The sequence below is a fragment of the Pseudomonas sp. SDO55104_S430 genome, from assembly GCF_054070595.1.
On record NZ_JBSVXG010000005.1, the window covers coordinates 1 to 25,448 of the forward strand.

21 protein-coding genes and 1 pseudogene are annotated in these 25,448 nt (G+C 55.3%); 16 read left to right on the forward strand and 6 right to left on the reverse strand.

Going from position 1 to position 25,448, the window contains the following annotated elements; genetic code table 11:
• The 6 genes and pseudogenes from ACW9JE_RS01530 to ACW9JE_RS01555 form a co-directional block, all read left to right on the forward strand.
• A partial coding sequence (locus ACW9JE_RS01530) for an AMP-binding enzyme (protein ID WP_457431640.1) occupies window positions 1–431 on the forward strand: 431 nt, incomplete at its 5' end.
• Between the two features lie 675 nt (window positions 432–1,106).
• Complete coding sequence (locus ACW9JE_RS01535; protein WP_457431641.1) at window positions 1,107–2,264, forward strand: tyrosine-type recombinase/integrase; 1,158 nt, start codon at window positions 1,107–1,109, stop codon at window positions 2,262–2,264.
• A 10-nt stretch (window positions 2,265–2,274) separates the two neighbouring features.
• Window positions 2,275–3,885 (forward strand): hypothetical protein, encoded by a 1,611-nt coding sequence (locus tag ACW9JE_RS01540; protein ID WP_457431642.1) that lies wholly within the window; start codon window positions 2,275–2,277, stop codon window positions 3,883–3,885.
• Window positions 3,882–5,726 (forward strand): tyrosine-type recombinase/integrase, encoded by a 1,845-nt coding sequence (locus tag ACW9JE_RS01545; RefSeq protein ID WP_457431643.1) that lies wholly within the window; start codon window positions 3,882–3,884, stop codon window positions 5,724–5,726. The genes ACW9JE_RS01540 and ACW9JE_RS01545 overlap by 4 nt, the downstream gene beginning before the upstream one ends.
• A complete protein-coding gene (locus ACW9JE_RS01550; protein ID WP_457431644.1) occupies window positions 5,716–6,147 on the forward strand; it encodes a TetR family transcriptional regulator in 432 nt (143 codons plus the stop codon). Before ACW9JE_RS01545 ends, ACW9JE_RS01550 begins: the two co-directional genes overlap by 11 nt.
• Before the next feature lie 84 nt (window positions 6,148–6,231).
• Window positions 6,232–7,404: pseudogene (locus tag ACW9JE_RS01555) on the forward strand (Y-family DNA polymerase); the annotation flags it as partial.
• 78 nt (window positions 7,405–7,482) lie between these two features.
• On the opposite strand, the gene ACW9JE_RS01560 reads toward ACW9JE_RS01555, so the two are convergent.
• The 4 genes from ACW9JE_RS01560 to xylA form a co-directional block, all read right to left on the reverse strand.
• Complete coding sequence (locus ACW9JE_RS01560; RefSeq protein ID WP_457431645.1) at window positions 7,483–8,619, reverse strand: sugar ABC transporter permease; 1,137 nt, start codon at window positions 8,617–8,619, stop codon at window positions 7,483–7,485.
• Window positions 8,620–10,176 (reverse strand): D-xylose ABC transporter ATP-binding protein, encoded by a 1,557-nt coding sequence (xylG, locus tag ACW9JE_RS01565; protein WP_457431646.1) that lies wholly within the window; start codon window positions 10,174–10,176, stop codon window positions 8,620–8,622.
• A gap of 153 nt (window positions 10,177–10,329) precedes the next feature.
• Window positions 10,330–11,331: a D-xylose ABC transporter substrate-binding protein gene (gene xylF, locus ACW9JE_RS01570; RefSeq protein WP_457431647.1), complete on the reverse strand. Its 1,002-nt coding sequence runs from the start codon at window positions 11,329–11,331 to the stop codon at window positions 10,330–10,332.
• Window positions 11,332–11,472: 141 nt separating this feature from the next.
• Window positions 11,473–12,789 (reverse strand): xylose isomerase, encoded by a 1,317-nt coding sequence (gene xylA / locus ACW9JE_RS01575; protein WP_457431648.1) that lies wholly within the window; start codon window positions 12,787–12,789, stop codon window positions 11,473–11,475.
• A gap of 173 nt (window positions 12,790–12,962) precedes the next feature.
• Here xylA and ACW9JE_RS01580 point away from each other — a divergent pair, with 173 nt between their 5' ends.
• On the forward strand, window positions 12,963–14,138 hold the full coding sequence (locus ACW9JE_RS01580) for a XylR family transcriptional regulator (protein ID WP_224534304.1): 1,176 nt from the start codon (window positions 12,963–12,965) through the stop codon (window positions 14,136–14,138).
• Between the two features lie 280 nt (window positions 14,139–14,418).
• Here ACW9JE_RS01580 and ACW9JE_RS01585 read toward each other — a convergent pair whose 3' ends face one another.
• Both ACW9JE_RS01585 and ACW9JE_RS01590 read right to left on the reverse strand, forming a co-directional pair.
• On the reverse strand, window positions 14,419–14,703 hold the full coding sequence (locus ACW9JE_RS01585; RefSeq protein WP_457431649.1) for a hypothetical protein: 285 nt from the start codon (window positions 14,701–14,703) through the stop codon (window positions 14,419–14,421).
• 176 nt (window positions 14,704–14,879) lie between these two features.
• A complete protein-coding gene (locus tag ACW9JE_RS01590) occupies window positions 14,880–15,815 on the reverse strand; it encodes an AraC family transcriptional regulator N-terminal domain-containing protein (protein WP_457431650.1) in 936 nt (311 codons plus the stop codon).
• A gap of 650 nt (window positions 15,816–16,465) precedes the next feature.
• On the opposite strand from ACW9JE_RS01590, the gene ACW9JE_RS01595 reads away from it, so the two are divergent.
• The 9 genes from ACW9JE_RS01595 to ACW9JE_RS01635 all read left to right on the forward strand — a co-directional run bounded on the left by ACW9JE_RS01595 (window position 16,466) and on the right by ACW9JE_RS01635 (window position 25,422).
• Window positions 16,466–17,683 carry an OprD family porin gene (locus ACW9JE_RS01595; RefSeq protein WP_457431683.1) on the forward strand — a complete coding sequence of 406 codons (1,218 nt, stop codon included), beginning with the start codon at window positions 16,466–16,468 and terminating at the stop codon, window positions 17,681–17,683.
• A 298-nt stretch (window positions 17,684–17,981) separates the two neighbouring features.
• Window positions 17,982–18,884 carry a LysR substrate-binding domain-containing protein gene (locus tag ACW9JE_RS01600; protein ID WP_457431651.1) on the forward strand — a complete coding sequence of 301 codons (903 nt, stop codon included), beginning with the start codon at window positions 17,982–17,984 and terminating at the stop codon, window positions 18,882–18,884.
• 146 nt (window positions 18,885–19,030) lie between these two features.
• Window positions 19,031–19,351 carry a c-type cytochrome gene (locus tag ACW9JE_RS01605; RefSeq protein ID WP_457431652.1) on the forward strand — a complete coding sequence of 107 codons (321 nt, stop codon included), beginning with the start codon at window positions 19,031–19,033 and terminating at the stop codon, window positions 19,349–19,351.
• An 85-nt stretch (window positions 19,352–19,436) separates the two neighbouring features.
• Window positions 19,437–19,922, forward strand: a complete 486-nt coding sequence (locus ACW9JE_RS01610) for a (2Fe-2S)-binding protein (protein WP_457431653.1) — start codon at window positions 19,437–19,439, stop codon at window positions 19,920–19,922.
• Entirely contained in the window at window positions 19,919–22,108 is a 2,190-nt protein-coding gene (locus ACW9JE_RS01615) for a molybdopterin cofactor-binding domain-containing protein (protein WP_457431654.1), read from the forward strand. The genes ACW9JE_RS01610 and ACW9JE_RS01615 overlap by 4 nt, the downstream gene beginning before the upstream one ends.
• Before the next feature lie 238 nt (window positions 22,109–22,346).
• Window positions 22,347–22,697 (forward strand): Zn-ribbon domain-containing OB-fold protein, encoded by a 351-nt coding sequence (locus ACW9JE_RS01620; RefSeq protein WP_224534318.1) that lies wholly within the window; start codon window positions 22,347–22,349, stop codon window positions 22,695–22,697.
• Window positions 22,694–23,839: a thiolase family protein gene (locus tag ACW9JE_RS01625; RefSeq protein ID WP_224534320.1), complete on the forward strand. Its 1,146-nt coding sequence runs from the start codon at window positions 22,694–22,696 to the stop codon at window positions 23,837–23,839. Before ACW9JE_RS01620 ends, ACW9JE_RS01625 begins: the two co-directional genes overlap by 4 nt.
• 1 nt (window position 23,840) lies before the next feature.
• Window positions 23,841–24,605, forward strand: a complete 765-nt coding sequence (locus ACW9JE_RS01630; protein ID WP_224534322.1) for an SDR family NAD(P)-dependent oxidoreductase — start codon at window positions 23,841–23,843, stop codon at window positions 24,603–24,605.
• A 10-nt stretch (window positions 24,606–24,615) separates the two neighbouring features.
• Window positions 24,616–25,422: an enoyl-CoA hydratase/isomerase family protein gene (locus ACW9JE_RS01635; RefSeq protein WP_224534330.1), complete on the forward strand. Its 807-nt coding sequence runs from the start codon at window positions 24,616–24,618 to the stop codon at window positions 25,420–25,422.
• Window positions 25,423–25,448: the final 26 nt, after the last annotated feature.

A 25,448-nucleotide genomic window follows, 5' to 3' on the forward strand; every position in this document is an offset into this window, starting at 1 on the left:
GTTACTACTGGATCACCGGGCGTGTGGACGACGTGCTGAACGTGTCCGGCCACCGCATGGGTACTGCCGAGATTGAATCGGCGATGGTCGCTCACCCGAAAGTCGCCGAGGCGGCGGTGGTGGGTGTGCCGCACGACATCAAGGGGCAGGGCATTTATGTCTATGTCACGTTGATTGAAGGTGAAGAGCCGAGCGAGCAGCTGCGCCTGGAACTGAAGAACTGGGTGCGCAAGGAGATCGGGCCGATTGCTTCGCCGGATGTGATCCAGTGGGCACCGGGGCTGCCGAAGACCCGTTCGGGCAAGATCATGCGCCGGATTCTGCGCAAGATTGCGACGGCGGAGTATGAGGGGTTGGGGGATATTTCGACCCTGGCGGATCCGGGTGTGGTGCAGCATTTGATTGATATTCGAAGAATCATGAGCGCTTAAAAATCGTACTCGAGCAAGAGGTTGTTCGCACTAAAAGCTTCTACCCTGCTCGGTAAACAAACAATTGAAAATCTGCATGTTGCAAACCTTCTGAAGGCTTGCATTATTCCTACAGAATGGTTAGGCCTGGAAGAGCCCCAAAGACATGTGCAATATCCGTGACTGAGGTTATCGAATATTGCAACTGACATCATTTAACGCCACCCCGTTCAATGCCTGAAGCACACGACGAACTTGGCCGTAACCGATCCCGGTGGTGTGGACCATGATTGGCTCTCACCACCGAAGACTGTGTTTGGTCTTGACATCCGGTACACTTTCACTCTTTGCATTTAAACGCCGATCTGGCATGTTTGCAGTGCAATTTTATGGGAATGACCTACTGGTAGTGTGACTAAGCCTGCGGCCTACGCGGGTCACTCACACAGCTATCGTCTTGCTACGTTCACCTGTACCTGTAGCGAAGTTTTAGCGGCATGTCATTTCTTTTCCATCGAACCCGACCGACTCCTTTTGGCCGTTCTCTGCCAGTCGTCACTACGGCGTGTTCTGGTCAAGTCGAATGCAAACGGTTGGTCAGCACGAATGCAATTGACTGGTCAGCGGTAATGCAAATGGGTGGTCAAATGGAGTGCAATTCCACACAATTCATTGGAAGTGGTTTAAGGCAGCGGCATGAGGCTGGTATTCGCGACAAAAGACTTAGCATTAGCAGGTCGATCCTTCGAAGGTTTTCCGTTACTGATTGGGTCAGAGGGATGGCCAGTCGAGCCTGCTCAGTCCTTCCTTTGGCACACGCTCATCGAATCAGGTGAGGCCCTAAGTGATTTGACTTGGGAAGCCTATGGACGGCGTCTGTACGATTACTTTGCTTTCCTGCAAGCCAATGGGCTTGCCTGGGATGAGGAAGTCCCAGCCCACGGTCTGAGCGTTTTGTCGAGGTATAGGGATTGGTCGAGTGGAGAATTATCACTCAATCCTGGCACGGTGAATAATCGCTTGGCCCTCATCGTGAAGTTCTATCGCTGGGCTAAGCAACGCAACCTGATATCCGAGCTGCCGTTCGGTGAAAAGAGAGTAAGGGCTGCTCCCCATTCGGGTCTTCTGAGCCATGTCGCGCAACCAGGAGCTGAGCGCACAAAGGTTTCGGTGATGGTTCGTGACCGCAAGCGTCTGACAAAATTCTTGACAAAGGATCAAGTCAATGAGTGCCTTGCACTGGATACCGATCCAAGCCACCAAATACTGTTCCACCTCATGGTGCGTACCGGCCTTCGTTCTTGCGAGGCTAGGTCTTTTCCTCTGAAATATGTTTTCAATCCAAATTTTGTAAAAGGTCTACGCAAAGGGCAAATGATCAGCATTGCTCTTGATCCTGCAGACATGCGCATTAAATACGACCGGCCTAGAACTATCGATGTTCCTTGGTCACTGATGGAAAGCATGTGGTCTTACTCACTCCACCAAAGAGAGCTGCGTAATTCTCGTGGTGATGGAAATGTTAGTGCGTTACTACTGACCAATGAAGGTAGGCAGTATTCAAAAGATGCCGTTGTGGATGTTATGAAATCATATGAGCGAAAGTGTGGCTTCTATGTTCGGGCCCATATGTTACGTCATACCTATGGCACGTATACGTTACTGGCGCTTCGTAAAAGTAAACATTTTGATGGTGAGCCATTGTTGTACGTCAGGGACAGGTTAGGTCATTCAGATGTCCAGACTACGATGATCTATCTTCATCTTATTAATCAGCTTGAAGCTCAGTCTGTCCTAGCGCATGAGGATGAGATTGACATGATGTTCATGGCTAATTCCGTTAAAAACGCCTAAGGTAATAACATTGGCCCGACAGAAGAATTATAAAGCAGCATTGCCATCGGTCACGAAAGGTTTCGAGTCTGTTGAAGACAGCATTAAAATTGAATTGCCGAGGAATCCAAGAGGCTATCGACAGATCGATCATTCTCAATATTTAGGCTTAGGCTTCGATGCGTGGGCAATTCAAAGTATTAATGTGATCAGGGTATTGCTGCAAGGGGGCAATTTTTCCGCTTCCACCTTGATTGGCTATTCCGCAAAAGGATTAAGATTTTTTCTTGATTTTTTGAGCTGTGGAGCAATAAAGCTACCACCCAGAACACCAAGCAATCTAACTAGGCGCGACATGGAGTGCTTTATCTCTTGGCTGAAACTAAAGTATCCTAGCCGCTCAACTGCAAAGAATTATTATACTACCTTCAAATCATTGGTCATTGCGCTGGCTGATTATGGCTTCATTGAATCCGATACAAATAAGCTTTTGCCGCCCAATCCATTTCCAAACAACTCGCAAAGCACGAAGGATGCCGATCCGCTTTCTATGGGAGAAATGCAGAGGTTGCTGGTGGCGTTGAAGTCTGACATTGTTGCTATCCACAAAGGCACATTTACAGGCAACGGAGCGGAGGCAATGTCGGTGATGTTGCTGATCACAGCGGCAAGATCCGGTATTAACACGACGCCACTTTTAGAGATGACTAGGGACGCTCTAAAGCCTCATCCGTTTGTGCCAAATCTAAGATTGATAAATACAATAAAGCGTAGAGGCAAAGGCGCTCAGAGCAAAACAATACGGCAAACTAATCTAATGGACGAGTTCAACGCTATTCCGCTAGATGGTGTTGCAGTCCTCAATAAGGCGCTAGATCTCAGTGAGCCGCTTGTCCCCCTTGCATCCGAAGAAATCCGTTCACATGTATGGTTGTACCGTTCAGGGCAAAGAGGTGGTGAGAACAAAATAGTGTGCCTTAAACCTAGCGCTTTATATGTTTCAACGAAAAGCATCTGTGAACGTCATGATCTCCAGGACGATCAGGGTAACCGTCTCCATGTAACTCTTAGTCAACTGCGAAAGACTATGGAGAGCCGTTTGTGGAAGTTGAGCGGAGGTGACATCCTGGAGGTTTCTTCCGTCATGGGTCATAGTCCCAGTGTCGCAGATAACCATTATCTGAAGATCAACGATGAAATCAAGGTCGAAGGTGCGACATTTATTGGGGAGGCCTTTCCAGACAAACTTCGTGGTATCAATGTCACTCCAACCCCACCAGGCGGCTGCAAGGATAGTCTCTACGGTAACCGGGCGCCCAAAGATGGCGTTAATCACTGCTCTGAGTTCATTCACTGTTTAGGTTGCCCTAGCTATGCGATTGTAGGGGCGGTGGAGGATTTATTTCGTTTATTCAGCTATCAACAATTTTTATATGCGGAAATTGAATACTTCCTTACTGATGAATGGGACGAATGGCGTAAGCGTCAGCTTGACTATATTCGACTGATAAATGAGTTCACCTCGCAAAAATTTGATGCCGCGTTGGTAAATGAAGCCAAGGCCAAAGCGGAATCTGCTCCGCACCTATTCTGGGCAAAAAAAATTGAGTTCATGAAAGATAAACGGAGCGGGTTGATTTGAATATCAGAAGCACTAATGTAGCATTGAAAGCATATGACGTCCTTATTGCTCAGCCGGTTACGTCTAACGGACTGAGCCAAGAAGAGCGCGATGCCATTGTGATCAGTGCGATTATAAATGAGAAGGGTGAGACGTTAGTTCTTAGCCGCTTTAGTGATGCGCAGTGGGATTTGCGTCCTTTTTTTGATCAGGCAAATGTCTCAAAGTCTAATAAAATTATCAATTGGGACATGAGGATGCCTCGGGCGCTCATAGATGACTGCAAAGCAGTTGCTTACGCGTGGTTCAAAAGAGGTCTTCCCCGCTCCAGGCCGCCAATAGCGCGCGGCATTACTACTTTCGCTGTGGGAAGTGTTATACCATTCGTTCGGTGGCTCAATGGTCTCGGTATTTCAAAATTTTCGGATGTCCATCCTCTTCATATTAGTAACTACATTCACCATTGCAAAGAGGAATTGAAGCTAAGGCCGCTTCCTCTGTATGGACGCTTACGAGTTATTGATTTTCTCTGGGTTTTTTCTGCCGATACGATATTTCCCCTTCAGCGTTATCCATGGGGAGACGCCTCGCTATGGCGGCTTTGTGGAATTGGCAAAATTAAAGGTGCTGACGCTGTCGGTAAGAATGCAGGGCGGACAGGTATAATACCGCACGACGAACAATCCAAGATTTTTAATTACTGTGAAGAGGTCGTTCGGCAGGCCAGAGATGAATTGGCTGTGAGCGGTATTGGCTACCATCCCAACGATGACCGAATGTCCATTCGTGTCCGGGATGCTGTGTTGTACCTAGTCTCAATCACTAGCGGTATGCGTAATGACGAAGCCATAGGCATTGAAGTTGGTGCATGGCGCAGAGAATTCAAAAATGGGGTTTTATTTTGCTGGGTATCTACCATCGAGCATAAGACGGGAAAGGGGCGCGTAGAATACCTTGTACCTGAATTGGCTTTGGACGCATTGGAGCTATTAGCCAAATATTCGGTTACTATCAGAAGTGAATTGGAGCAAGAGATTAGGGCGCTCGAAAAAACGACTTACCCCAGTAACCAAACTGAACATCTTCTAAGGATGGAGAAAGCCCGAAAGGACTCAAAGAAACTATTTTTGGGGCGGCACGCCAATAGAGGAAAATTCAAAGAGAGACATGTCGAGGCACTCAGTGGTCAGGGCTCTAACGGTGCATTTGCAAGAATCGCAAAAGCTGCTGGAAGCGACTGGCAACTGAGAACACATCAGTGCAGACGAACATATGCAAGGTGTTTTGTAGAGTCTCGAATGGGGCGTACTTCACTTATCTGGCTTAAATGGCAGTTCAAACACAGCAGTATGAGCATGACCCAGCTTTATGCTTCCAATCCGCAACAAGATCTGACCCTTTTCGATGAGTTTTTTCAGCAGATGACGGAGTTTAAAATTGACCTAATTGAGTCGTGGCTCGATGACCAGCCATTGGCCGGCGGGGCGGGCGAAAAGATTGTGGAGTTGAGGGCCATTCCGATTAAGGATAGGGAAGCTTTGCTTGCCCAGACCGCGCCTCATGCCAATATTCGTGCGACAGGACATGGTTGGTGCATCGCTACGGAGCGGGGTTGCGGAGGTGCTGGCCTGTATGAAGCTACACGGTGTCCGGGTTGCAAAAATTCGGTGATTGATGAGTTTTTCGCTGGCACCTGGCAGGCTATTTATAGCCAACAGCAGGAACTGATCAAAATCAAAGACGCTGGCCCTGCCGTAAGGCAACGGGCTGAGCGCGATTTGCAGGTTGCTCTTGATGTAATCACCAGTTTGGGTCTTTCTCCCATAAACGACGATTTAGGCGAGGCTGGCAATGGCTACTAAGTCCACCGAAAGCCAGGGCGCGGGTCGTTCTAGGTCGAAGACCCTTGATGCCCTTACTAAGGTCATTGATGGTCTTGTCGCACGGAACGAAAAGCTTTCCATTGCTTCGGTTGCCCGAGAAGCAGGAGTGACGCCTGGTCTCATTCATAACACTTACCCAGCGGTGGCGGAGAGAATTCGTACCCTCATGGGCAAGTCGGTGCGCGCCCAACGTGATTCGAAACACCATGCGTTAATGAATGAGAAAGAAAAAACCAGGGCACTCCGCGCAGAAAATGACCAATTGTTAGCCGACCTTGCTCGAATAGCGTCTGTGAACCAACGTCTGCTTTTCGAATTGGCCGAGCTTAAAGCTGCCACCAGCGGAAAGGTTGTTACGCTAACTCCTAAGGGTGCGATGTCGCCTCAGGATTCAGCTTGAAATGTCTAATTCAACGAAAAATATTAGTAGTAAAAAATATTTATAAATCAATAAGTTATCGATTGTTAACTGTTAGTATCATTCAGATACAACGATGGCTGCGTCATCGCCAGGTCCTACGATGCGAAACCGTTCGTGAAGATGGGCCAGCCTTATTTCCAGATCAAAGAGCATTTGCGCCGCCATGGTGTCGTGGCGTTCAGCAGCAACTACGCGTTGTACGGCGACATGAGCGAGCGTGTCATGACCATCATCGAGTCGATGGTGCCGGCGCTGGAGGTCTACAGCATCGACGAGGCGTTCGCCGATCTCACGGGAGTCCCTGGCGACCTGACCGTTTTCGGTCGCAAATTGCGGGCAACGATCTACAAGCGCACTGGCATTCCCGTCGGTGTCGGTATTGCCGGAACCAAAACCCTGGCCAAGCTTGCGAACCACACCGCCAAACGCCTGCTCGATAAAACGGGCGGGGTGGTCGATCTCTGCGATCCTTTCAAGCGCGACTGGACGCTGCGCAACACGGATGTGGGGGAGGTGTGGGGCGTCGGCAAGCGGATGAAAGCGCATTTGCAGGGCATGGGCATCAACACGGCCATGGATCTGGCGCAAGCCGATGCCTGGACGCTGCGCAGAAAATTCAGCGTGGTGATCGAAAAGACCGCGCGTGAACTGGCCGGCGTAGCGTGCCTTGAACTCGACGAGCCCGATCCGCCCAAGCAGGAGATTTGCTGCAGCCGAATGTTCGGCACACGTCTCACTGAAATCGCACCGATCAAGGAAGCGGTGGCCACCTACATGATGCGTGCCACGGAGAAACTGCGGGCACAGCAATCACTGTGCAAAAAGATTCGCGTGAGCATACGCACGGGCATGTTCAATCCGGAGGAAGCGAAATACGCCAACGGCGTGCTGGTTGAGCTGCCGTACCCGACCGATGACGTCCGGCTCATGACAAAAGCTGCCATGGAAGCGGTAAACCGGGTTTTCCGCCCGGGCTTCAAGTACAGCAAGGCTGAGGTGCTGCTGGTCAACCTGTGCCAGAAAGGCGAATACACCGATGACCTGTTCTCGATTTCGCAACCGGTTGCGACGGAGAAAGTCATGGGCGTTCTGGATTCCATCAATGAGCGCTGGGGCAGAGGGACGATGCGTCTGGCGAGTGTGCCGGGCGATCCCGACTGGGGGATGCGCCGGGAGATGATGAGCCAGAGTTTCACGACTCGGGTGGATCAGCTTTGGAGGGTTTACAGCCGTTGAGATTTCGATATGGACAGAAAGCCCGGTGTTTATCGCTCCGGGCTCCCTCTTGTTCCTGCCGATAGGTAGCGCCGCCGCTCACCGTCGCCCGGTACGCGTACTCACGTCCACCCACACCGCCAGCACCAGAATGCTGCCCTTGACGATCATCTGCCAATAGCTGTCGACGTCGAGCATGGACATGCCGTTGTCCAGGCTGGTGATGACCAGCGCGCCGAGGAGGGCGCCGTAGACGGTGCCGGAGCCGCCGCGCATGGAGGTGCCGCCGATGAAACAGGCGGCAATGGCGTCGAGTTCGCCCATGCTGCCGGCCGAAGGCGAACCGGCGGCCAGGCGCGCGGTATTGACGACGCCGGCGAGGGCGCACATCATGCCCATGATCCCGAAGATCCACAGTTTCACGGCCTGCACGTTGATACCGGACAGGCGCGTGGCTTCCATGTTGCTGCCCACGGCATAGATGCGCCTACCGAACACGGTCTGACTGGCAACGTAGCTGAACACGCCCAGCAGAATCAGCAGCAGCAGAACCGGCACGGGTATGCCGTCATAGCTGTTGAGCGTCTGGACGAAGCCGGCCAGCACGGCGCCGATCAACAACACACGTATCACGTCACGTGCCAGGGAATGCGCCGCCAGACCATGAAGAGCGCGATTGCGCCGTTGTTTCCAGGTCAGGAACACCGTCAGCGCGAACAACACGACGCCCAGGCCGGCGCCGATGGAGTGGGGCAAATAACCCTGACCGATGTATACCAGCGGCGGCGATACCGGAGCGATGGTCGTGCCGCCGGTGATCCCCAGCAAAATGCCGCGGAAAGCCAGCATCCCACCCAGGCCGACGATGAAGGAGGGTATGCGCAGATAAGCCGCCATGTAACCGTTGGCCAGGCCGATCAACAAGCCACACAGGACAACCAGGCTCAGGTTCGCAAGCAGTGGAACGTGGTAGATCACGTCGAGAATGGCCGCCAACCCGCCGAGCAGACCCAGCAATGAGCCGACTGACAAATCGATCTCGCCACTGATGATCACCAGCACCATGCCGCAGGCAAGGATGCCAGTGATGGACATCTGGCGCAGCAGATTGGAAAGGTTGCGCGGGGTCAGAAACCCGCCTTCGGTCTGCCAGCTGAAAAACAGCCAGATCAACACCACGGCAAACACCAGCGCGAGCATCTTGTAGCGGGTGAACAGTTGTTTAACCTGATTCATTTACGCGGATTTCCGATCATTATTGTTATGGCTGCCAGGCTGGCTGAGGGCGGCGGCGAGCACCTGCTCCTGCGTGAGCTCATGGTTGACGAAATCGCCCTGCAACTTGCCTTCGCCGATCACCAGCACGCGATCGGAGACGCCGAGCACCTCGGCCAGCTCCGACGACACCATGATGATCGACACGCCTGAAGCGGCCAGCGCGCCCATCAACTTGTAGATTTCGTACTTGGCGCCGACATCCACACCCCGGGTGGGCTCATCGAGTATCAGCACCCGGGGTTGAGCCAGAAGCATCTTCGCCAAAACGGCTTTCTGTTGATTGCCGCCCGACAGACTGGTGATCGGCAGGAAAGGGCTCGCGGTCTTGAGGTGCAGCCGCGAGATCTCCCGATCGATGCTGCCCAGCTCGGCTTCGGCGTCGATGCGGGTCAGTTTCGAATAGCTGTCCAGCACGGCCAGGGTAATGTTCTGGCCGACACCCAGGTCCGGAATGATGCCTTGGCGCTTGCGGTCTTCTGGCACCAGGCAAACACCTGCACGAATGGCTTTGAGGGGCGTGCGGGTGTCGATGCGTTGACCTTCCAGCCAGACTTCGCCCTCATGGCGACCGGGATAGGCGCCGAACAGCGCGGTCACCAGCTCCGTGCGGCCGGCGCCGACCAGCCCGGCGATGCCGAGGATCTCGCCACGCTTGAGGGCGAACGAAACATCATCGACGCGTTTGCGCCTGGGATTGTCGACGTCGTAACAGGTGATGTGACGGGCCTCGAAGATCACTTCGCCAATGTCGTGGGGCTGCGTCGGGTAGAGGTTGCTCATTTCCCGGCCGACCATCTGGGTGATGATCTGTGCGATGTCCATGTCGGCCATGGCCGTGGTAGCGATGTGTTTGCCGTCACGGATCACGGAAATGGTGTCGCATACCGCGGCCACTTCATCGAGCTTGTGGGAGATGTAGACACAGGCAACGCCCTTGGCCTTGAGGTCGCGGATGATGTCCAGCAACACCTCGATTTCCGAACGGCTCAAGGCCGAGGAAGGCTCGTCGAGGATCAGCAGGCGCGCTTTCTTGTTCAGGGCCTTGGCGATTTCCACCAGTTGCTGATAACCGCCGCCGTACTGCGAAACCGGCAGCGATACATTCATGTCGGGGACTTTCAGTTCGCGCATCAGAGCTTCGGCGCGGTGGGTCATCGCCGGGTAATTCATCCGTCCGCCGGGCAGGGTCAGTTCATGGCCCATGAAGATGTTTTCGGCCACCGACAAGTCCGGAACCAGCGCGAGCTCCTGGTGAATGATGACGATGCCGGCGGCTTCCGTTTCGCTGATCGATTGTGCCGTGAGCGGTTGTCCGTCCCAGAGGATTTCACCGTCCCAGGTGCCGTGCGGGTAGACCGCCGAGAGGACTTTCATCAGCGTGGACTTACCGGCGCCGTTCTCGCCGCACAGTCCCACGCATTCACCTGGTTTGACCTTGAGATCGATGCCGTTGAGTGCTTTGACACCGCCGAAGGTTTTGACGATTGCGTTCATTTGCAGCAGATAGTCGGGCATGGAGAGGGCTCAAAATCGCAAAGACACTGGACTTTGTGGGAGCGGGCTTGCTCGCGAATGAGATGATTCAGTCTACGAAGGCGTATTTGAACTGACGCCTTCGCGAGCAAGCCCGCTCCCACAGGGGTGCATAACCAGGGATCCAGGGTCCGATCACTTACCGGCTATTTGCGCCTTGGTGTAGAAGCCGTCCTGTTCGAGCAGGTCGATGTTGTCCTTGGTCAACGCCGTGGGCGTGAGCAGGATGGTGTCGACTTTTTTGCTGCCGTTGTCGTACTGCGAGCTGTAGGCGGGTTTTTCGTTGCGCGCCAGTTGCACCGAGAGCTTGGCGGCCTCGGAGGCAATGAGTTTCAGCGGCTTGTAGACGGTCATGGTCTGGGTGCCGGCGATCACTCGCTTGATCGCGGCGAGGTCGGCGTCCTGACCCGAAATCGGCACCTTGCCGGCCAGTTGCTGAGCGGCCAGTGCCTGGATCGCGCCACCGGCGGTTGCGTCGTTGGAGGCGACGATGCCGTCGATTTTGTTGTCGTTGCGGGTCAGGGCGTTTTCAACAATGCTCAGCGCTTCGGTCGGGTTCCATTCCTTGACCCATTGTTGGCCGACGATTTTGATATCGCCCTTGTCGATGGCCGGCTGCAGCACTTTCATCTGGCCTTCGCGCAGGATCTTCGCGTTGTTGTCGGTGGGTGCACCGCCCAGCAAAAAGTAATTGCCCTTGGGCGCCGCTTGCATCACGCCGCCAGCCTGCATCTCGCCGACTTTTTCGTTGTCGAAGGAAATGTAGGCGTCGACGTCTGCGTTGAGGATCAGCCGATCATAGGACACGACCTTGATCCCCGCTTTCTTCGCTTCGGCCACCGCGTTGGTCAGCACCGTGGCGTTGAACGGCACGATGACGATGACATCGACGCCCCGGGAAATGAGGTTTTCGATCTGCGAAATCTGTTTCTGTTCGTTGGCATCCGCCGATTGCACGAACACCTTGGCATCCATTTTTTCCGCCGCCGCGACAAAGTAATCACGGTCGCGTGACCAGCGTTCCAGGCGCAGGTCATCGATGGAAAAGCCGATTTTCGGGTGGGTTGCGTCAGCCATCACCGGCAATGACAGCAGGGCCAGGGCAGAGGCCAGTAGCGTACGTTTCAGGTTCTTCATTGTGGGGCGTCCTTTTATTGTTGTTTGAAGAAACGGCCTGACGATGAGTATCGGGCTGGGTAAAACTGTAGAGAAACCGCAGGCGCCGCAAGCACTGTTTTGTCGTAGAAATGTCACAGCGCTCGCCGGCTGCGTGGGTCATCAGCGATAGATGAACCGATTGACGATGTTCTCGAGCATTTCCTGCCGGCCGCTGACGGCCTGCGGGTTCAGTTCGTTGACGAAGGCGTGCTCGGCCAGTGACTCAAGGGTGAAGTCACCCGACAACATCGCCTGGCCTAACGGCTGCTGCCATCCGGCGTAACGTTGATCCTTGAACTTCTGCAACGGGTCGCTCTGCAGCAAGGCGGCTGCGCGTTCCAGGGACTGGGCGAGCACGTCCATGGCACCGACGTGGCCATGGAACAGGTCGATCTGATCCAGGCTCTGGCGGCGAACCTTGGAATCGAAGTTGAATCCGCCATTGCTGAACCCGCCGGCCTTGAGAATTTCATAGATGGCCAGGGTCATTTCTTCGACGCTGTTGGGGAATTGATCGGTGTCCCAACCGTTTTGCGGATCGCCGCGGTTGGCGTCGATGCTGCCGAAAATGCCCAGCGAAGCCGCCGTCGCGATCTCGTGATGAAAACTGTGGCCGGCGAGGGTGGCGTGGTTGGCTTCGATGTTGACCTTGATTTCGTGTTCCAGCCCGAATTGCTGGAGAAAACCGAACACAGTGGCGCTGTCGTAATCGTACTGGTGCTTGGTCGGCTCCTGCGGTTTGGGTTCGATCAGCAGATCGCCCGTGAAACCGATCTTGTGCTTGTGTTCGACCACCATGCGCATGAAGCGGCCCAGTTGCTCGCGTTCGCGCTTCAAGTCCGTGTTGAGCAAGGTTTCGTAGCCTTCGCGACCGCCCCACAACACGTAGTTGGAGCCTTTGAGGCGATGGGTCGCGTTCATGGCGCTGAACACCTGGGCTGCGGCGCAGGCGAACACTTCGGGATCCGGGTTGCTCGCGGCACCCGCCGCAAATCGCGGATTGCTGAAGCAGTTGGCGGTGCCCCACAGCAGCTTGAGGCCGCTTTGTTCCTGATGTCGCTCCAGGTGATCAACCATCTGCGCGAAGTTATTGCGATATTCCTTCAGCGAGTTGCCTTCGGGGGCGACGTCCGTGTCGTGAAAGCAGTAGTAATCGATACCCAGTTTGGAGAAGAACTCGAACGCGGCTGCCGCCTTGCCGATGGCGAGTTCCATCGGGTCGCCGGCGTGATGCCACGGGCGCTTGAACGTACCGGCACCGAACACATCGGAACCTGGCCAGACGAAGGTGTGCCAGTAGCAGGCGGCCATGCGCAGATGTTCGCGCATCGGTTTGCCGAGGATGATTTTGTCGGCATCGTAATGACGGAAGGCAAGGGGAGAATCGCTGTTCGGACCTTCGTAGCGGATCGGATCGACTTCGGGAAAGTACTGCATTGACCATGTCCTTGTTGTTCTTAGCGGTGTCCCGATACTAGCAACGGCTCCCTGCCTGCTGATTATGAAAAACACCAACACAGAGTGCGATTTTGCGTATTGAGCTTCGTCGCCCGCGGGCCTAGTCTGTGCACATCGCCTCTGTGGAAGAGGCCCTGAACCTGCGTAGAAGAATGAAAACAGTACCGCCCGTTCACCGCATTGCCCTGTTGTTCAACGGCAGCAAGATCTACGACCGCGGCATCATCAGCGGCATCGGCAACTACCTGAGCAGCACGCGCGCGTCCTGGGATCTGTTCCTGGAGGAGGACTTTCTGTGTCGCTTGAAAGGCATCGAGCGCTGGCAGGGTGACGGGATCATTGCCGACTTCGATGATCCATTGATTGGCGAGGCGCTGGCTGACATCAAGTTGCCGGTGGTAGCGGTAGGCGGGTCATATGAGGAAAAGGGGGCCTATCCGAAAACGATTCCCTACGTCGCTACCGATAACAACGCACTGATTACCCTTGCTTACAGGCACCTGATCGAAGCGGGGTTGCAGCGTTTTGCCTGCTTCAGCCTGCCTGAAGCACAGGCCAATCGTTGGGCACAGGAGCGGGAGAAAGCTTTTCGCAGACTGATGCAGCGCGACGGCCTGCACGCCGAAATCTATCGCGGCATGGGCACTAGCGCACCGCTCTGGGACAGCGCCGTCGAACAGTTGATCGCCTGGTTGCAAAGCTTGCCCAAGCCCATCGGAATCATCGCGGTCAGTGACGCCCGCGCTCGACAGTTGCTGCAAGCCTGCCTGACCGCCGGCATTGCCGTACCGGAACAGGTGGCACTGATTGGCATCGACAACGACCCGCTGACCCGCAGCCTGACCCGCGTACCCTTGAGTTCGGTCATCCAGGGCACTGAAACCATGGGCCGAACCGCCGCCCAATTACTCCACCAGATGCTCCACGGCATGCCGTCCACCGGCACGCAAATCCTGATTCCGCCTGACGCCGTCAACGTGCAGGTGTCCAGCTTGCACCAGCCATTGGGCAACCCCCATGTCATGCAGGCGCTGCTGTTCATCCGCCAATACGCCTGCCAGGGCATCAAGACGGCGCAGGTCGCGGCCTATGTCGGCATATCGCGCTCGTCACTGGAATCGCATTTCCGCACCGAGCGCGGCTGCAGCGTGCACGACGAGATCCTGCGCTTCAAACTGGCGGCGGCTACCAGTGGCCTGAAGAATAGCGATACGGCGATTGCCGACGTTGCGAGAGCGTGTGGGTTTAAATCTGCGCAGTATCTGCACACGGTGTTTCGGCGGGAGTTCGGGTGTACGCCTCGGGAGTATCAGCAAGGGGGGCGATAGGATTGGCAAAGCATGGTGAGGCTCGAAAGCGAGTCCCACGAGCCCCTGCGGTCGGGCTGACGCTTGAACTACATCAAGCCGATTGTCGACTCGCTCAAGGATGTGCTCTCCCACCCTGGCGCGTAAACGACCGAAGCAGGTGCTGGCGATTTCATGGGCACGCGGGCGTTGGGCTTGCGATTTCCCTCCTTGAAAAAAGAAAAAGCCCTGCAAGGTTCAATTTTGCAGGGCTGATCTGTTCGATCTTAAGGCCCAATCGGGCGATGACCACCAAATGTATTCATGCCAGTCTGCGGCCAAGAGTACGATCGGAACCATCGGCGGCGACTTGCATGCCTGGGGTTCGGTCGGAGCCATCGGCGGCGACTTGCATGCCTGGGGTTCGGTCGGAGCCATCGGCGGCAACCTGCATACCCGGGGTGCGATCGGAGCCGTCTGCAGCAATGGTGTGCTGTTGTTCAGAAACCTGGGTGAAGAAGCGATCTTCCTGATTGCTCGGTACTGCGAATGCGGTAGCGCTCAGAGCAAAAGTGGCAACGGCGATCAGTTGGCTAATAGTTTTCATGGCGGTGACTCCGGTCGTAATCAAGGGTTTAGGGCCGGGTCATTCAGATCATCGTCAATCTGCTTAACCCGTGCAGTTGTGTTTCTGCATGGGTTCAGATTAGGGCCGAGGCTTGCGCCGAAGTTAGTCGATTCCTGTTCTCGATTTGCTCAATTCTGTTTGCTTGCACAAAACCGTTATCCAGCGTTTGCACGCAGGCGGGCCATGTCTTTGCTCGGCGAAGCGCCGAATAGACGGCTGTATTCTCGGCTGAATTGAGAAAGACTTTCATAGCCCATCTTGTAGCCGATTGATGAAACGTCACTTTTTTCCGAGAGCAGTAGCCGTCGTGCCTCCTGCAAACGTAATTGCTTCTGGTACTGCAGTGGGCTCATGGCCGTTACAGACTTGAAGCGATGATGGAGGGCTGATGCGCTGAGGTTGATCAACTGGGCCAGGTTGTCGATGCTCAACGGCTCGGCGTAATGATTGTTCAGCCACTCGATCGCGCGGTTGACGCGATGAGCTTGGGAGTCCGGGATGGCGATTTCGTGCAAACGCTGCCCCTGTTGCCCCTTCAACAACCGATAAAAAATTTCCTGTATGGCGAAGGGGGCGAGGGCGGATATGTCATCCGGAGTTTCGAGTAGCCTCAGCAAGCGCAGTACGGCATCCAGCAAGGATATGTCGGTGCGCTCCAGGAACAACCCTCGTTCGCCGTCTCGTGCGACAGGCACTCCGATCGGGCTGGCATCGGCGATCAAGCGACAAATCTGCGCCGGATCAATGTCGAGACGCATGCATAGATAGGGGCGCTCCGGACTGGCTTCAATTACTTTGCCGACGATGGGGAGCGTCACTGAGACCACTAGATAATTGAGCGGGTCGTAGATGTAGGTTTCGTTGGCCAGGCGGACTTCTTTGCGGCCATCGATGACCACGCACAATGCGGGCTTGAGTATTTGATGCAAGTCTTCAGTCGGAAGGTCGCTGCGGATCAGGTTTAAATTCTTGATCGCCGTGGGGTGGATACCAAAGTCGGGGGCGAATTTTTTTATCAGGGTCGCCAGTTCGGTGCGCCGTAGGTCGATGCCGTCCTGAGGCAGGACGTTAGCAACGGTAGAGGAAGACATGCGGTCACTCTCCCAAGCCCAATGATTGGATCGCAATAGTTAAGCTGATTGTGCGGCCACAGACCAGCGCGTCTGTGTCACACAATCTTGCAAAAAACAATTCGTCCCGGGAATGGAGTTACGTAGTGAGCAAACGTGCGGCTACCTGCGTTTGAACGTTCCCTGGGCCGTTGCGAGCAACTCCCCTTGGTCAGAGACCAATGTCCCCTGAACGAAATAGAGGCTACGGCCACTTAACCACGGCACAGGTGAAGGCAGGTGATCCACTGTTTTCGGCTTCTGCGAGGAACAGGCGCACATCCTAGGCAGAGCTGACTCTGGGCAACAAAGCACTTTTTCGACACACCGGCTTGAGAAAAAATCAAAGCGTATTCCGCTATACGCAAGGATTCTGGAGGCCCTCCCAATTTGATAAAAACTCAGGCGTGACGACCGTTTTAATCGATTGTCAGTGGCTTTGGACGATTTCTACGATCAGCTCCGCACACAGCGATCCGGTCAATGCACCGGGCACAACAAGAACAAGAGAGCACGTCATGAAATTGTCCCATCCGATCATCCCGGTCAACGCTTCGTCGTGGCCGGAATTCCCTGTATTCAACCGTATCCACCATTCAGTTCGGGTTTGGCCAGTGCTGATCTGCGGTGTTATGGCGGGTGTTTCGCAGAGCGCCAGTGCCGATTTTCTCAGCGACAGCAAGGCCAGTCTGGAAGCGCGCAATTATTATTTCAACCGCGATTTCAGGCAGTCCGGCGCGGCTCAAAACAAGGCGGAGGAGTGGGCTCAAGGCCTGTTATTGCGTTATGAGTCTGGCTACACCGAAGGGGTTATTGGAGTGGGGGTGGATGCCATCGGCCTGCTGGGCATCAAGCTGGACTCCAGCCCGGATCGTACGGGAACAGGTCTACTCAAATCCGATCGAGAGGCGCCGCATCGGGCAGAGGATGAATACGGTGAGGTGGGCGTGACAGGTAAGTTCAAAGTGTCAAAAAACACCCTGAAGGTTGGCACGTTGATGCCGAAGTTGCCGGTAGCGCTCTCCAACGACAGCCGCCTGCTGCCACAGACTTTTCGAGGTGGTTGGTTGAACAGCTCGCAGGTCAAGGATCTTTCTGTGGATCTGGGAAGACTCGATCGAATCAACCTGCGCAACTCGTCCGACAATGAGCCCATGGCGGTCTACAACGGCGTGTCTCGCAATATCCGATTGGGACGGCATTCAGACAGCGACAAGTTCGACTTTGGTGGCGCCACGTACAAATGGTTGCCGGATCTGAGTACCAGCTATTACTACGGTGGTCTGGAGGGTATCTACAAACAGCATTACCTGACTCTCAACCATGTGTGGAACGTCACGGCGGGGCAAACGTTAAAGTCCGATCTGCGCTGGGCGCGCAGTCTCGATGATGGAGGCAGTAACGTAGACAACCGCGCACTGCAGGCAATGTTTACTTACAGCCTGGGAGGACATGCATTCGGACTCGGTTATCAACGCATGGATGGTGATACGGGGTTCGCCAACATCAACGGTACCGACGCTTACCTGATTAACCTGGTGCAGATCAACGATTTCGGTAATCAAGAGGAAAGGTCATGGCAGGCCCGCTATGACTACAACTTCGCTGCGTTGGGTCTCCCGGGATTGACCTTCATGACACGCTACATCTCTGGCGACGATGTTGTGGTGCGGGGAAGGAGCGGGGCAGGTCAAGAGTGGGAGCGTGACAGCGAGTTGGGTTATGTGATCCAGAGCGGCCCACTGAAAAATCTCGGTCTGCGCTGGAAGAACGCCACCATGCGCAGCAACTTCACCAACGACATCGACGAGAATCGTCTGATCCTGACTTACACGCTGGCGTTGTGGTGATCGCTAAATCACGTTGAGCGCTTATGGGCAGTCGGCAAAGAGTTCGTCTAATGAACTCTGGACGTTCTTGCTGCCCGCATAAATCGCGTTTTCATATCACCAGGAACTCGTGCGATGCCGCCTTCGGGCGGCTTTTGTGAGTCAGAGACTTCTTTTCGGCCATTGAAAAGATGGATTGATTAAAACGAAACCCAGTCGTCCGTTTTATTCGCTTGTCGAGCATTCACCGCAGACTGATCTTTGCATTTCAATCTTTTGGCTAATGCGGCAATTGTCAGCAGACATTCGGAGCGAGGCTATGCGCCAGGATCAACTGGATGGTCTGGTGACCTTTGTACAGGTAGCGAGACAGCGCAGTTTCACCTGGGCTTCACAGCAGTTGGGCGTTTCGCCTTCGGCTGTCAGTCAAGTGGTGAGAAGCCTGGAACGCAGACTTGGTGTGGTGTTGTTCAAACGTACAACGCGAAGTGTCAATCTGACGGAAGCGGGCGCGCAGTTTCTCAGGCAGATAGAGCCTCTCGTCGAGGAGTTGGCAAAAGCGGCACAACACATTTCCGAGAACGCGTCTGTCCCCTCTGGCGAGCTGCGTTTGATCGCGACAACATCAGCCTATTTGGCTGTACTGCGGCCAGCATTGAGCAGCTTCCTCAAGCTCTATCCCGCGATCGATGTGGATGTGGTCTTACGTGAGTCGAAAGTTGATTTGGTGCTGGAGGGTTTTGATGCAGGGCTGGGTTTGGCAGCGCAGGTAGAGCGCGATCTTGTGGCAGTCAGCGTTGGATCTGAACTGCGAATGGGGGCATTTGCGTCTCCGGATTATCTCGCTCGTCGCATCGCGCCAAATCATCCAAGTGATCTTTATCAACACGACTGCATTGGTTATCGGCTCGGCGATCGTGGAGCGCTGGAGCGCTGGTCATTTGAGAATGGCCAAGAGTCTCATCATATAAGGGTGAAGAGTCGATTGGTTTACAACAGTCCTATCGCGCTGATGCAAGCGGCTGTTGATGGTCTTGGAATCGCCTATATGCCGGATGGGCACTTGAGTGCCCTGCTTCAAAAGGGACAACTAACCCGCTTGCTAAGTGATTGGAGTCCGACTGTTTCACCCTACATGCTCTATTTCCCGGATCGTCGCAGCATTTCCAATCGTCTTCGATTGCTCATTGATCATTTGCGCCACGCCGCAGTAGAGGCGTGAACGGATCGTCGTTGAGTGATGCTGCTGCGGATCCTGTCCAAGCCGTCAGTTTTAACTTTTCCTTCAAAGCTCATGCATGAAATCGCGCTAATTCCATGGCATACCCTGACTAATCTTGGGGAAAAGAAATTATCTGAGACCGTCATATGCGCAAACTTCACTATGCAGTAGCGGTGTTGGGGTTGTTCACCCTGGAAGGGGTCAAAGCTGATCAGGCTGCAACGCTCCAGATTTTGCAGCGCAATGCTTGCACCGCATGTCACCAGGCCACGGTCAAAACGGTAGGGCCGTCATGGCAAGACGTCGCCAATCGCTACCGGGACGGTAGTAAAACGGCTGCTGAACTTGGCGAGAGTGTGAAGAAGGGCAGCACGGGTCAATGGGGGCCTGTGCCGATGCCACCCCAAGCGCAACTCAACGATGCGGATCTTGCGACAGTTACCCAGTGGATACTCTCCAGTAATTAACCTGCCAAACGTGCATTTAATCGGCGGGAGGCTGAGTCCTTCTTCCCTGCATGTGACCAAAAACGTGTAAAGGCGAGGAGCAGACATGAGCCAGAGTCTCAATATCAATGGATCCATCTACGAGGTGGATGTCGAAGCCGACACGCCACTTTTATGGGTCTTGCGCGATGTCTTGGGAATGTACGGTACCAAGTTTGGCTGCGGCATGGCGCTCTGCGGTGCTTGTACGGTTCTCATGGACGGGACGGCCATACGTTCGTGTCTGATGCCCGTGAGCGCCTTGGCGACAGCGAAGATAACAACCATAGAGGGTGTGGGCGCGACCGATGTTGGCAAGCGTGTTCAAGAGGCGTGGCTGGCACATGAAGTGGTGCAGTGTGGTTACTGCCAGTCTGGACAAATCATGTCTGCCACGGCGCTACTGACGAGCAACGCGAAGCCCGACGATGCGGCCATCGATGGTGCAATGTCAGGCAACATCTGTCGCTGCGGCACCTACGTGAGGATACGGGAGGCAATCAAGATTGCTTCAGGTCAGGCGACGCCTTCCACTGCGGAGCAATCTTCATGAACACTCCCCATTGCGCTCCACCAAAAAACTCATTGGAGGAGTCTGAAGGTATCAGCAGACGGAGTTTCATCAAGGCGGGCGCCGCTATTGGTGGTGGCTTGTTGATCAGTTTTGCACTGCCAATTTCGATGCGTGGGGCGCAGGCGCAAGAGAGCGGGTTCAACCCGAATGCTTATATTCGTATTGATCGCGATGGACGCATTTTCCTGACTATTCAGCCGGTGGAAATGGGGCAGGGGACTTACACGTCCATGCCGGCATTGATCGCTGAAGAGCTGGAGGTCGGTCTAGATCAGGTCGTCATTGAACACGCTCCTGCCGATGACAAACGTTATGCCAATCCCATGCTTGGCTTCCAGGTAACTGGTGGCTCGACATCAGTGCCAGGTAACTGGAAACCGCTTCGAGAAGCCGGTGCCGTCGCCCGAGTCCTGCTGATCAGCGCCGCAGCCCAGCAATGGAAAGTGCCTGTAAACAGCTGTACCGCCGATAAGGGCGTGGTGTTGCACGCCGAAAGCGGTCGTCGCTTGGGCTACGGCGAATTGGTTGACGCTGCGGCCAAACTGCCCTTGCCGGAAAACATCCCTTTGAAGGATCCGAGCCAATTCAAGTTGATTGGAACGTCGGCCAAACGCACGGATTCGCCTTCCAAGGTCAATGGCACTGCAGTCTTCGGGATCGACGTACGTCCTGAAGGTTTAAAAGTGGCTGCCGTGATGCTGTGCCCTGTCGTTGGGGGAACATTGGAGTCTGTCGACCCGGCACCCGCCATGGCAGTTAAAGGTGTGCGGCAGGTATTACGTACTGACAACTCGGTTGCAGTGGTCGCCGACCATATGGGAGCTGCGCGCAAGGGGCTGGCGGCGCTACAAATCAAATGGAATGGCGGGGCCAACGCCACGGTCTCCAGCGAGTCGATGCTCAAAAACATCAGAGAGGCATCCCTTGGGCCGGGTCTTGAAGTGCGTAACGACGGTGACGTGACGGCGGCCATGGCTCAGGCCAGGAAGAAAGTCGAGGTGGTCTATCAAGTACCGTTTCTGGCCCACGCCTGCCTCGAACCCGTCAACTGTACGGTGCATGTGCGCAAGGACAGTTGTGATCTGTGGTTGGGCATCCAGGTGCCGGCACGCGCTAAAGCGGTTGCTGCAAAAATTACCGGACTTCCCGAAGATTCGATACAGGTGCATAACCATTTGATCGGCGGAGGTTTCGGCAGGCGTCTGGAGGTCGATTTCGTTGAAGATGCTGTGAAGCTCGCCCGTCAGGTCGATTATCCGTTGAAGGTGATTTGGTCACGGGAAGAAGACACTCGCCACAGTACCCTCAGACCGTTTCACTACAACCATCTCAGTGCCGCGCTGGATGACTCGGGCAAGCCTGTCGCTTGGACTCACAAAGTAACGGGTGGGTCGATCCTCGCCCGATGGGCACCGGCTGTATTCAAGAATGGAATAGACGGTGATGCGACTCGCGATGCATTCGGCCCCTACGCTTTTCCCAATGTGAACGTCCAATACGTTCGTCACGAACCGCCGACAGGCATCACTCCCGCGTTCTGGCGAGGGGTTGGGCATACTCAAAACGCGTTCATGGTTGAAGGTCTGCTTGATGAGCTCGCTCAACTGAACAACTCGAACCCGTTTGAGTATCGGTACCCTTTGCTGGAAAAACATCCCCGAGCCATCAAGGTACTGCAAATGCTCAGGGAAAAATCCGGTTGGGATACGCCACTGGCACCTGGGCATGGTCGCGGTCTGGCGCTGACTTCATGTTTTAGCACCTATGCAGCTCAAGTGGCGGAAGTCAGTGTCAGCGACAGTGGTGATGTGAAAGTGCACAAGGTGACCACGGTGGTTGATTGCGGTATTGCCATCAACCCGGACAGTGTCGTTGCGCAGGTACAAGGCGGAACAGTGTTCGGATTGAGCGCGGCGTTATTCGGCAATATAACGTTCAAGGATGGCAAGGTTGAGCAGGGAAACTTCGACACCTATCGGGTGTTGCGCATCAATGAGGTTCCACAAATCGACACATGGCGAGTGGATAGCAAAGAAGCGCCGGGTGGGCTTGGAGAGGTTTCGACGGTGACGATCGCTCCGGCCGTGGTCAATGCGATATTTGCCGCAACAGGAAAGCGACTCCGTACCCTGCCGATTGACCCGCAAGCGCTGCGTAAAGTCTGAGATCCAGAGAGAGTGACTGTCACCTGCGTGGTGGTGGTCACTCCACTACACGACTTCATTTCATCTTCGAGTCCCCTCCAGAAGCCGTACAGACAGGCGTTCGAAACCTCCTGAGTTTCTTTCTTTGATTTTTTCTCAAGGGAGAGGCTTTTTTATATCGTTTGTCCAGCTTGCATGGACTGTTGAACATGACCTCCATGGCGCCGCGATCGCGGCATCTGTTACTGGAGGTCGAACAATGAATACGTCCCTGTGGAGCAGCGAGGCCCCTGTGCGTCTGCTCGCATCCCAACATCGTGTATCGGGCGAGCTGGTCTTCCCGCCTGTTTCTGTCCATTCCCCACTGGCTGAGCAATACGACGCGGTCACCCTGGCCGATGAAGGTGCTCTGTACAGCTACACCATCATCCATCCGAGTCCGAAGAGCGGGTTGCAGCCGTTCGCCCTTGGCTATGTGGATTTGCCTGGCCCGGCTCGTTTGTTCGGCCGTGTGAATGGTCAACGGCGACCTGTGATTGGTGATGTCTGCCGGGTGTTGCCAGATGACACCTACGGCTATGTATTTGAACTGGTGGAGGATGGGCAATGACGAGCATGCACGTGATGGGCGGGGCGATGACCCGCTTCGGCAAGCACCCGGGTGTGAAGGCTCCGGAACTGGCGCAACAGGCGATCCTGGCGGCCGTGGCCGATGCCGGTGTTGAGCTCAAGGATATCCAGGCCATCTACTGTGCCAACGTCCTGGGTGGGATGATTCTTGGACAGGTCATCCTGCGTGACCTCGGTCTGGCGGGTATTCCGGTCTACAACATCGAAAACGCCTGCGCCAGTGGCGCCACTGCTGTTCACTTGGCTCGCCATGCCTTGTTGGCAGATCAGTACGACACTGTCCTGGTGTTCGGGATTGAGCAACTGACCCAACTGGGCGGTGGCACCATCCCGATGCAGCGCAATGATGAGAAAACCGACCTCTTCGCCCAGGCTGGCATGGTGCTGCCAGCGATCTACGCGATGCGCGGCACTCGTTTCCTGCACGAGCGCGATGCTCAGCCAGCCGATCTTGCGGCGATTGCCGTGAAGAACCGTTACCACGGCTCGCTGAACGAATTTGCCCAGCAGCAAACCACCGTGACCCTGGAAGAAGTGTTGGCTTCTCGCATGATTGCCGACCCTCTGACGCTGTTGCAGTGCTGCCCATCTCAAGTGGATGGCGCCGCAGCGCTGGTTCTGAGCAAACGTGCCGGCCCTCATGCCAAAGATGTGCGTGTTCTCGGCTCCACCGTAGTATCGGGCCTGGCTGAAGGAGCCCGCGATGACATTCTTGACGCAGAAATTACTGCACGTGCTGCGCGCCAAGCGTACGAACAGGCAGGGATCGATCCACGCGACATCGGTGTGGTTGAGTTGCACGACGCCTTTACCATCGCAGAGTTGATCTACTACGAAGCCCTTGGACTGGCTGCGCACGGCGAGGCGGTGTCCTTGCTGAAGTCCGGCGCTACCCAAATCGGTGGACGCGTGGCGGTCAACCCAAGCGGCGGCTTGCTCGCCAAAGGTCATCCATTGGGTGCCACGGGTGTGGCGCAAATGGTTGAGTTGATGTGGCAGTTGCAGGGCCGCGCCGGTAAGCGTCAATCCAACGCACCGCGCATCGGCGTCGCTCAGTGCACAGGCGGCGGCATCGCAGGTGTTGATCACGCGGCGTCGTCCGTTCACGTACTGGGGGTGTGACATGTCTGCACAACGTTTTCAAAGCGGTCAGGTTGCGGCGGTCACCGGCGCAGCGCGTGGTATCGGCTTGCGCATCGCACAACGTCTGGCAGAGGCCGGCGTCATCACCTATTTGCTGGATCGTGACGAGCTAGTGCTCAACGAGGCTGTTGAACGCCTGACCGCAGATGGTTTGCCCGTCCATGGTATTGCGCTGGATCTGACTGAAGCCTCGGCGGTTGAACGAGCTTTCGCCGAAATCGGCGAGGCTTATGGAGCCCTGGATTTTCTGGTGAACAACGCCGGTGTGGTGCGCGACAAACGCTTCCTGAAAATGACCGAGGAAGACTGGGATCTGGTGGTGAACACCAACCTGCGTGCGCAGTTTCTCTGCTGCAAGGCCGCATTGCCACTGATGCTGGAGCGTAACTTCGGGCGCATCGTCAACCTGTCGTCTCGCGCCTGGCTGGGTGGTTTTGGTCAGGCGAACTACTCGGCTGCCAAAGGTGGTGTGGTCAGTCTGACCCGCAGCCTGGCCATCGAGTTTGCCGCCAAAGGCATCACGGTCAACACGATTGCTCCTGGGATCGTTGACACCCCGCTGTTCCAGAGTTTCGAGGAAGCTGTTCAGGCGCGCCTGAAAGATACCGTGCCGGTCAAACGCATTGGCACGCCAGACGATATCGCTAATGCCGTGGAGTTTTTCCTCGACCCGGCGAGCAGCTACGTCACCGGACAAACCTTGTACGTCTGCGGTGGCCGAAGCCTGTCTTCGGCCAGCGTTTGAGGGAATTCCCATGCCAGTAACGATGGAAATTCAAGGGGCGGTAGCGCGAATTACGCTCGATCGCCCCGAAGCCTTGAATGCGCTGAACCTGGATTCCCTGCGAGTGCTGCGTGCTTGTCTGGTGGAGGTGCGTGACCGGCGTGAAATTCGCACAGCCATTATCACCGGCGGCGGCAATCGGGCGTTTTGCGTCGGAGCCGACCTGAAAAGTACCCGGGAATCGTCGGCCTCCTATGCAGAATCGCTGTTTCTGGAAAACGAAGCGGCTGCCGACGCGGGGCTCTACATTCGCCTGATGGATCTGAGTGATCTTGATCTGCGTAAGCCGCTGATCGCCGCAGTCAATGGCCACTGCCTGGGCGGCGGCCTGGAGCTGGCCTTGCAGTGCAGTCTGCGCATCGCGTCGAGCAATGCCAGTTTCGGCTTGCCCGAAGCCGTGGTGGGTTCGATCCCGGCAGTTTCCGGCCTGCATCGGTTGCTGCGGGCGGTCCCTTCTGCTCATGCGATGCAGATGGCCCTGACCGGACAGCGCATTGATGCGCTGCACGCGTCGGTGATCGGCCTGGTGTCGGAAGTTGTCGATAGCCAGGAGCAACTGGTCGAGCGTTCTTTTGAGCTGGCTGAACGCATCGCCTGCGCTGCACCTTTGGCCATCCAGGCGTTGCAATCTCTGTCAACGCAAACCGCTCACCTGTCCGATCGTGATGCGCAGCGGCTGACCGAGTTGTACTGGGGCGTTCTGCGCGATACCGAGGACAGGCTTGAAGGGCGGGCGGCATTCTCCGAGAAGCGCTCACCGCAGTACCAGGGCCGCTAAGGCCTGGAGGCCATCATGACAATAAA

What these genes read in the sequence shown, in the direction of transcription:
- ACW9JE_RS01550 (WP_457431644.1), top strand. Translation starts at nt 5,716, where the DNA reads ATGGCTACTAAGTCCACCGAAAGCCAGGGCGCGGGTCGTTCTAGGTCG.
- ACW9JE_RS01625 (WP_224534320.1), top strand. Translation starts at nt 22,694, where the DNA reads ATGACGAGCATGCACGTGATGGGCGGGGCGATGACCCGCTTCGGCAAG.
- ACW9JE_RS01580 (WP_224534304.1), top strand. Translation starts at nt 12,963, where the DNA reads ATGAAAACAGTACCGCCCGTTCACCGCATTGCCCTGTTGTTCAACGGC.
- ACW9JE_RS01630 (WP_224534322.1), top strand. Translation starts at nt 23,841, where the DNA reads ATGTCTGCACAACGTTTTCAAAGCGGTCAGGTTGCGGCGGTCACCGGC.
- ACW9JE_RS01590 (WP_457431650.1), bottom strand. Translation starts at nt 15,815, where the DNA reads ATGTCTTCCTCTACCGTTGCTAACGTCCTGCCTCAGGACGGCATCGAC.
- ACW9JE_RS01615 (WP_457431654.1), top strand. Translation starts at nt 19,919, where the DNA reads ATGAACACTCCCCATTGCGCTCCACCAAAAAACTCATTGGAGGAGTCT.
- ACW9JE_RS01595 (WP_457431683.1), top strand. Translation starts at nt 16,466, where the DNA reads ATGGCGGGTGTTTCGCAGAGCGCCAGTGCCGATTTTCTCAGCGACAGC.
- ACW9JE_RS01535 (WP_457431641.1), top strand. Translation starts at nt 1,107, where the DNA reads ATGAGGCTGGTATTCGCGACAAAAGACTTAGCATTAGCAGGTCGATCC.
- ACW9JE_RS01600 (WP_457431651.1), top strand. Translation starts at nt 17,982, where the DNA reads ATGCGCCAGGATCAACTGGATGGTCTGGTGACCTTTGTACAGGTAGCG.
- ACW9JE_RS01560 (WP_457431645.1), bottom strand. Translation starts at nt 8,619, where the DNA reads ATGAATCAGGTTAAACAACTGTTCACCCGCTACAAGATGCTCGCGCTG.
- ACW9JE_RS01610 (WP_457431653.1), top strand. Translation starts at nt 19,437, where the DNA reads ATGAGCCAGAGTCTCAATATCAATGGATCCATCTACGAGGTGGATGTC.
- xylA (WP_457431648.1), bottom strand. Translation starts at nt 12,789, where the DNA reads ATGCAGTACTTTCCCGAAGTCGATCCGATCCGCTACGAAGGTCCGAAC.
- ACW9JE_RS01635 (WP_224534330.1), top strand. Translation starts at nt 24,616, where the DNA reads ATGCCAGTAACGATGGAAATTCAAGGGGCGGTAGCGCGAATTACGCTC.
- xylF (WP_457431647.1), bottom strand. Translation starts at nt 11,331, where the DNA reads ATGAAGAACCTGAAACGTACGCTACTGGCCTCTGCCCTGGCCCTGCTG.
- ACW9JE_RS01620 (WP_224534318.1), top strand. Translation starts at nt 22,347, where the DNA reads ATGAATACGTCCCTGTGGAGCAGCGAGGCCCCTGTGCGTCTGCTCGCA.
- ACW9JE_RS01605 (WP_457431652.1), top strand. Translation starts at nt 19,031, where the DNA reads ATGCGCAAACTTCACTATGCAGTAGCGGTGTTGGGGTTGTTCACCCTG.
- ACW9JE_RS01585 (WP_457431649.1), bottom strand. Translation starts at nt 14,703, where the DNA reads ATGAAAACTATTAGCCAACTGATCGCCGTTGCCACTTTTGCTCTGAGC.
- xylG (WP_457431646.1), bottom strand. Translation starts at nt 10,176, where the DNA reads ATGCCCGACTATCTGCTGCAAATGAACGCAATCGTCAAAACCTTCGGC.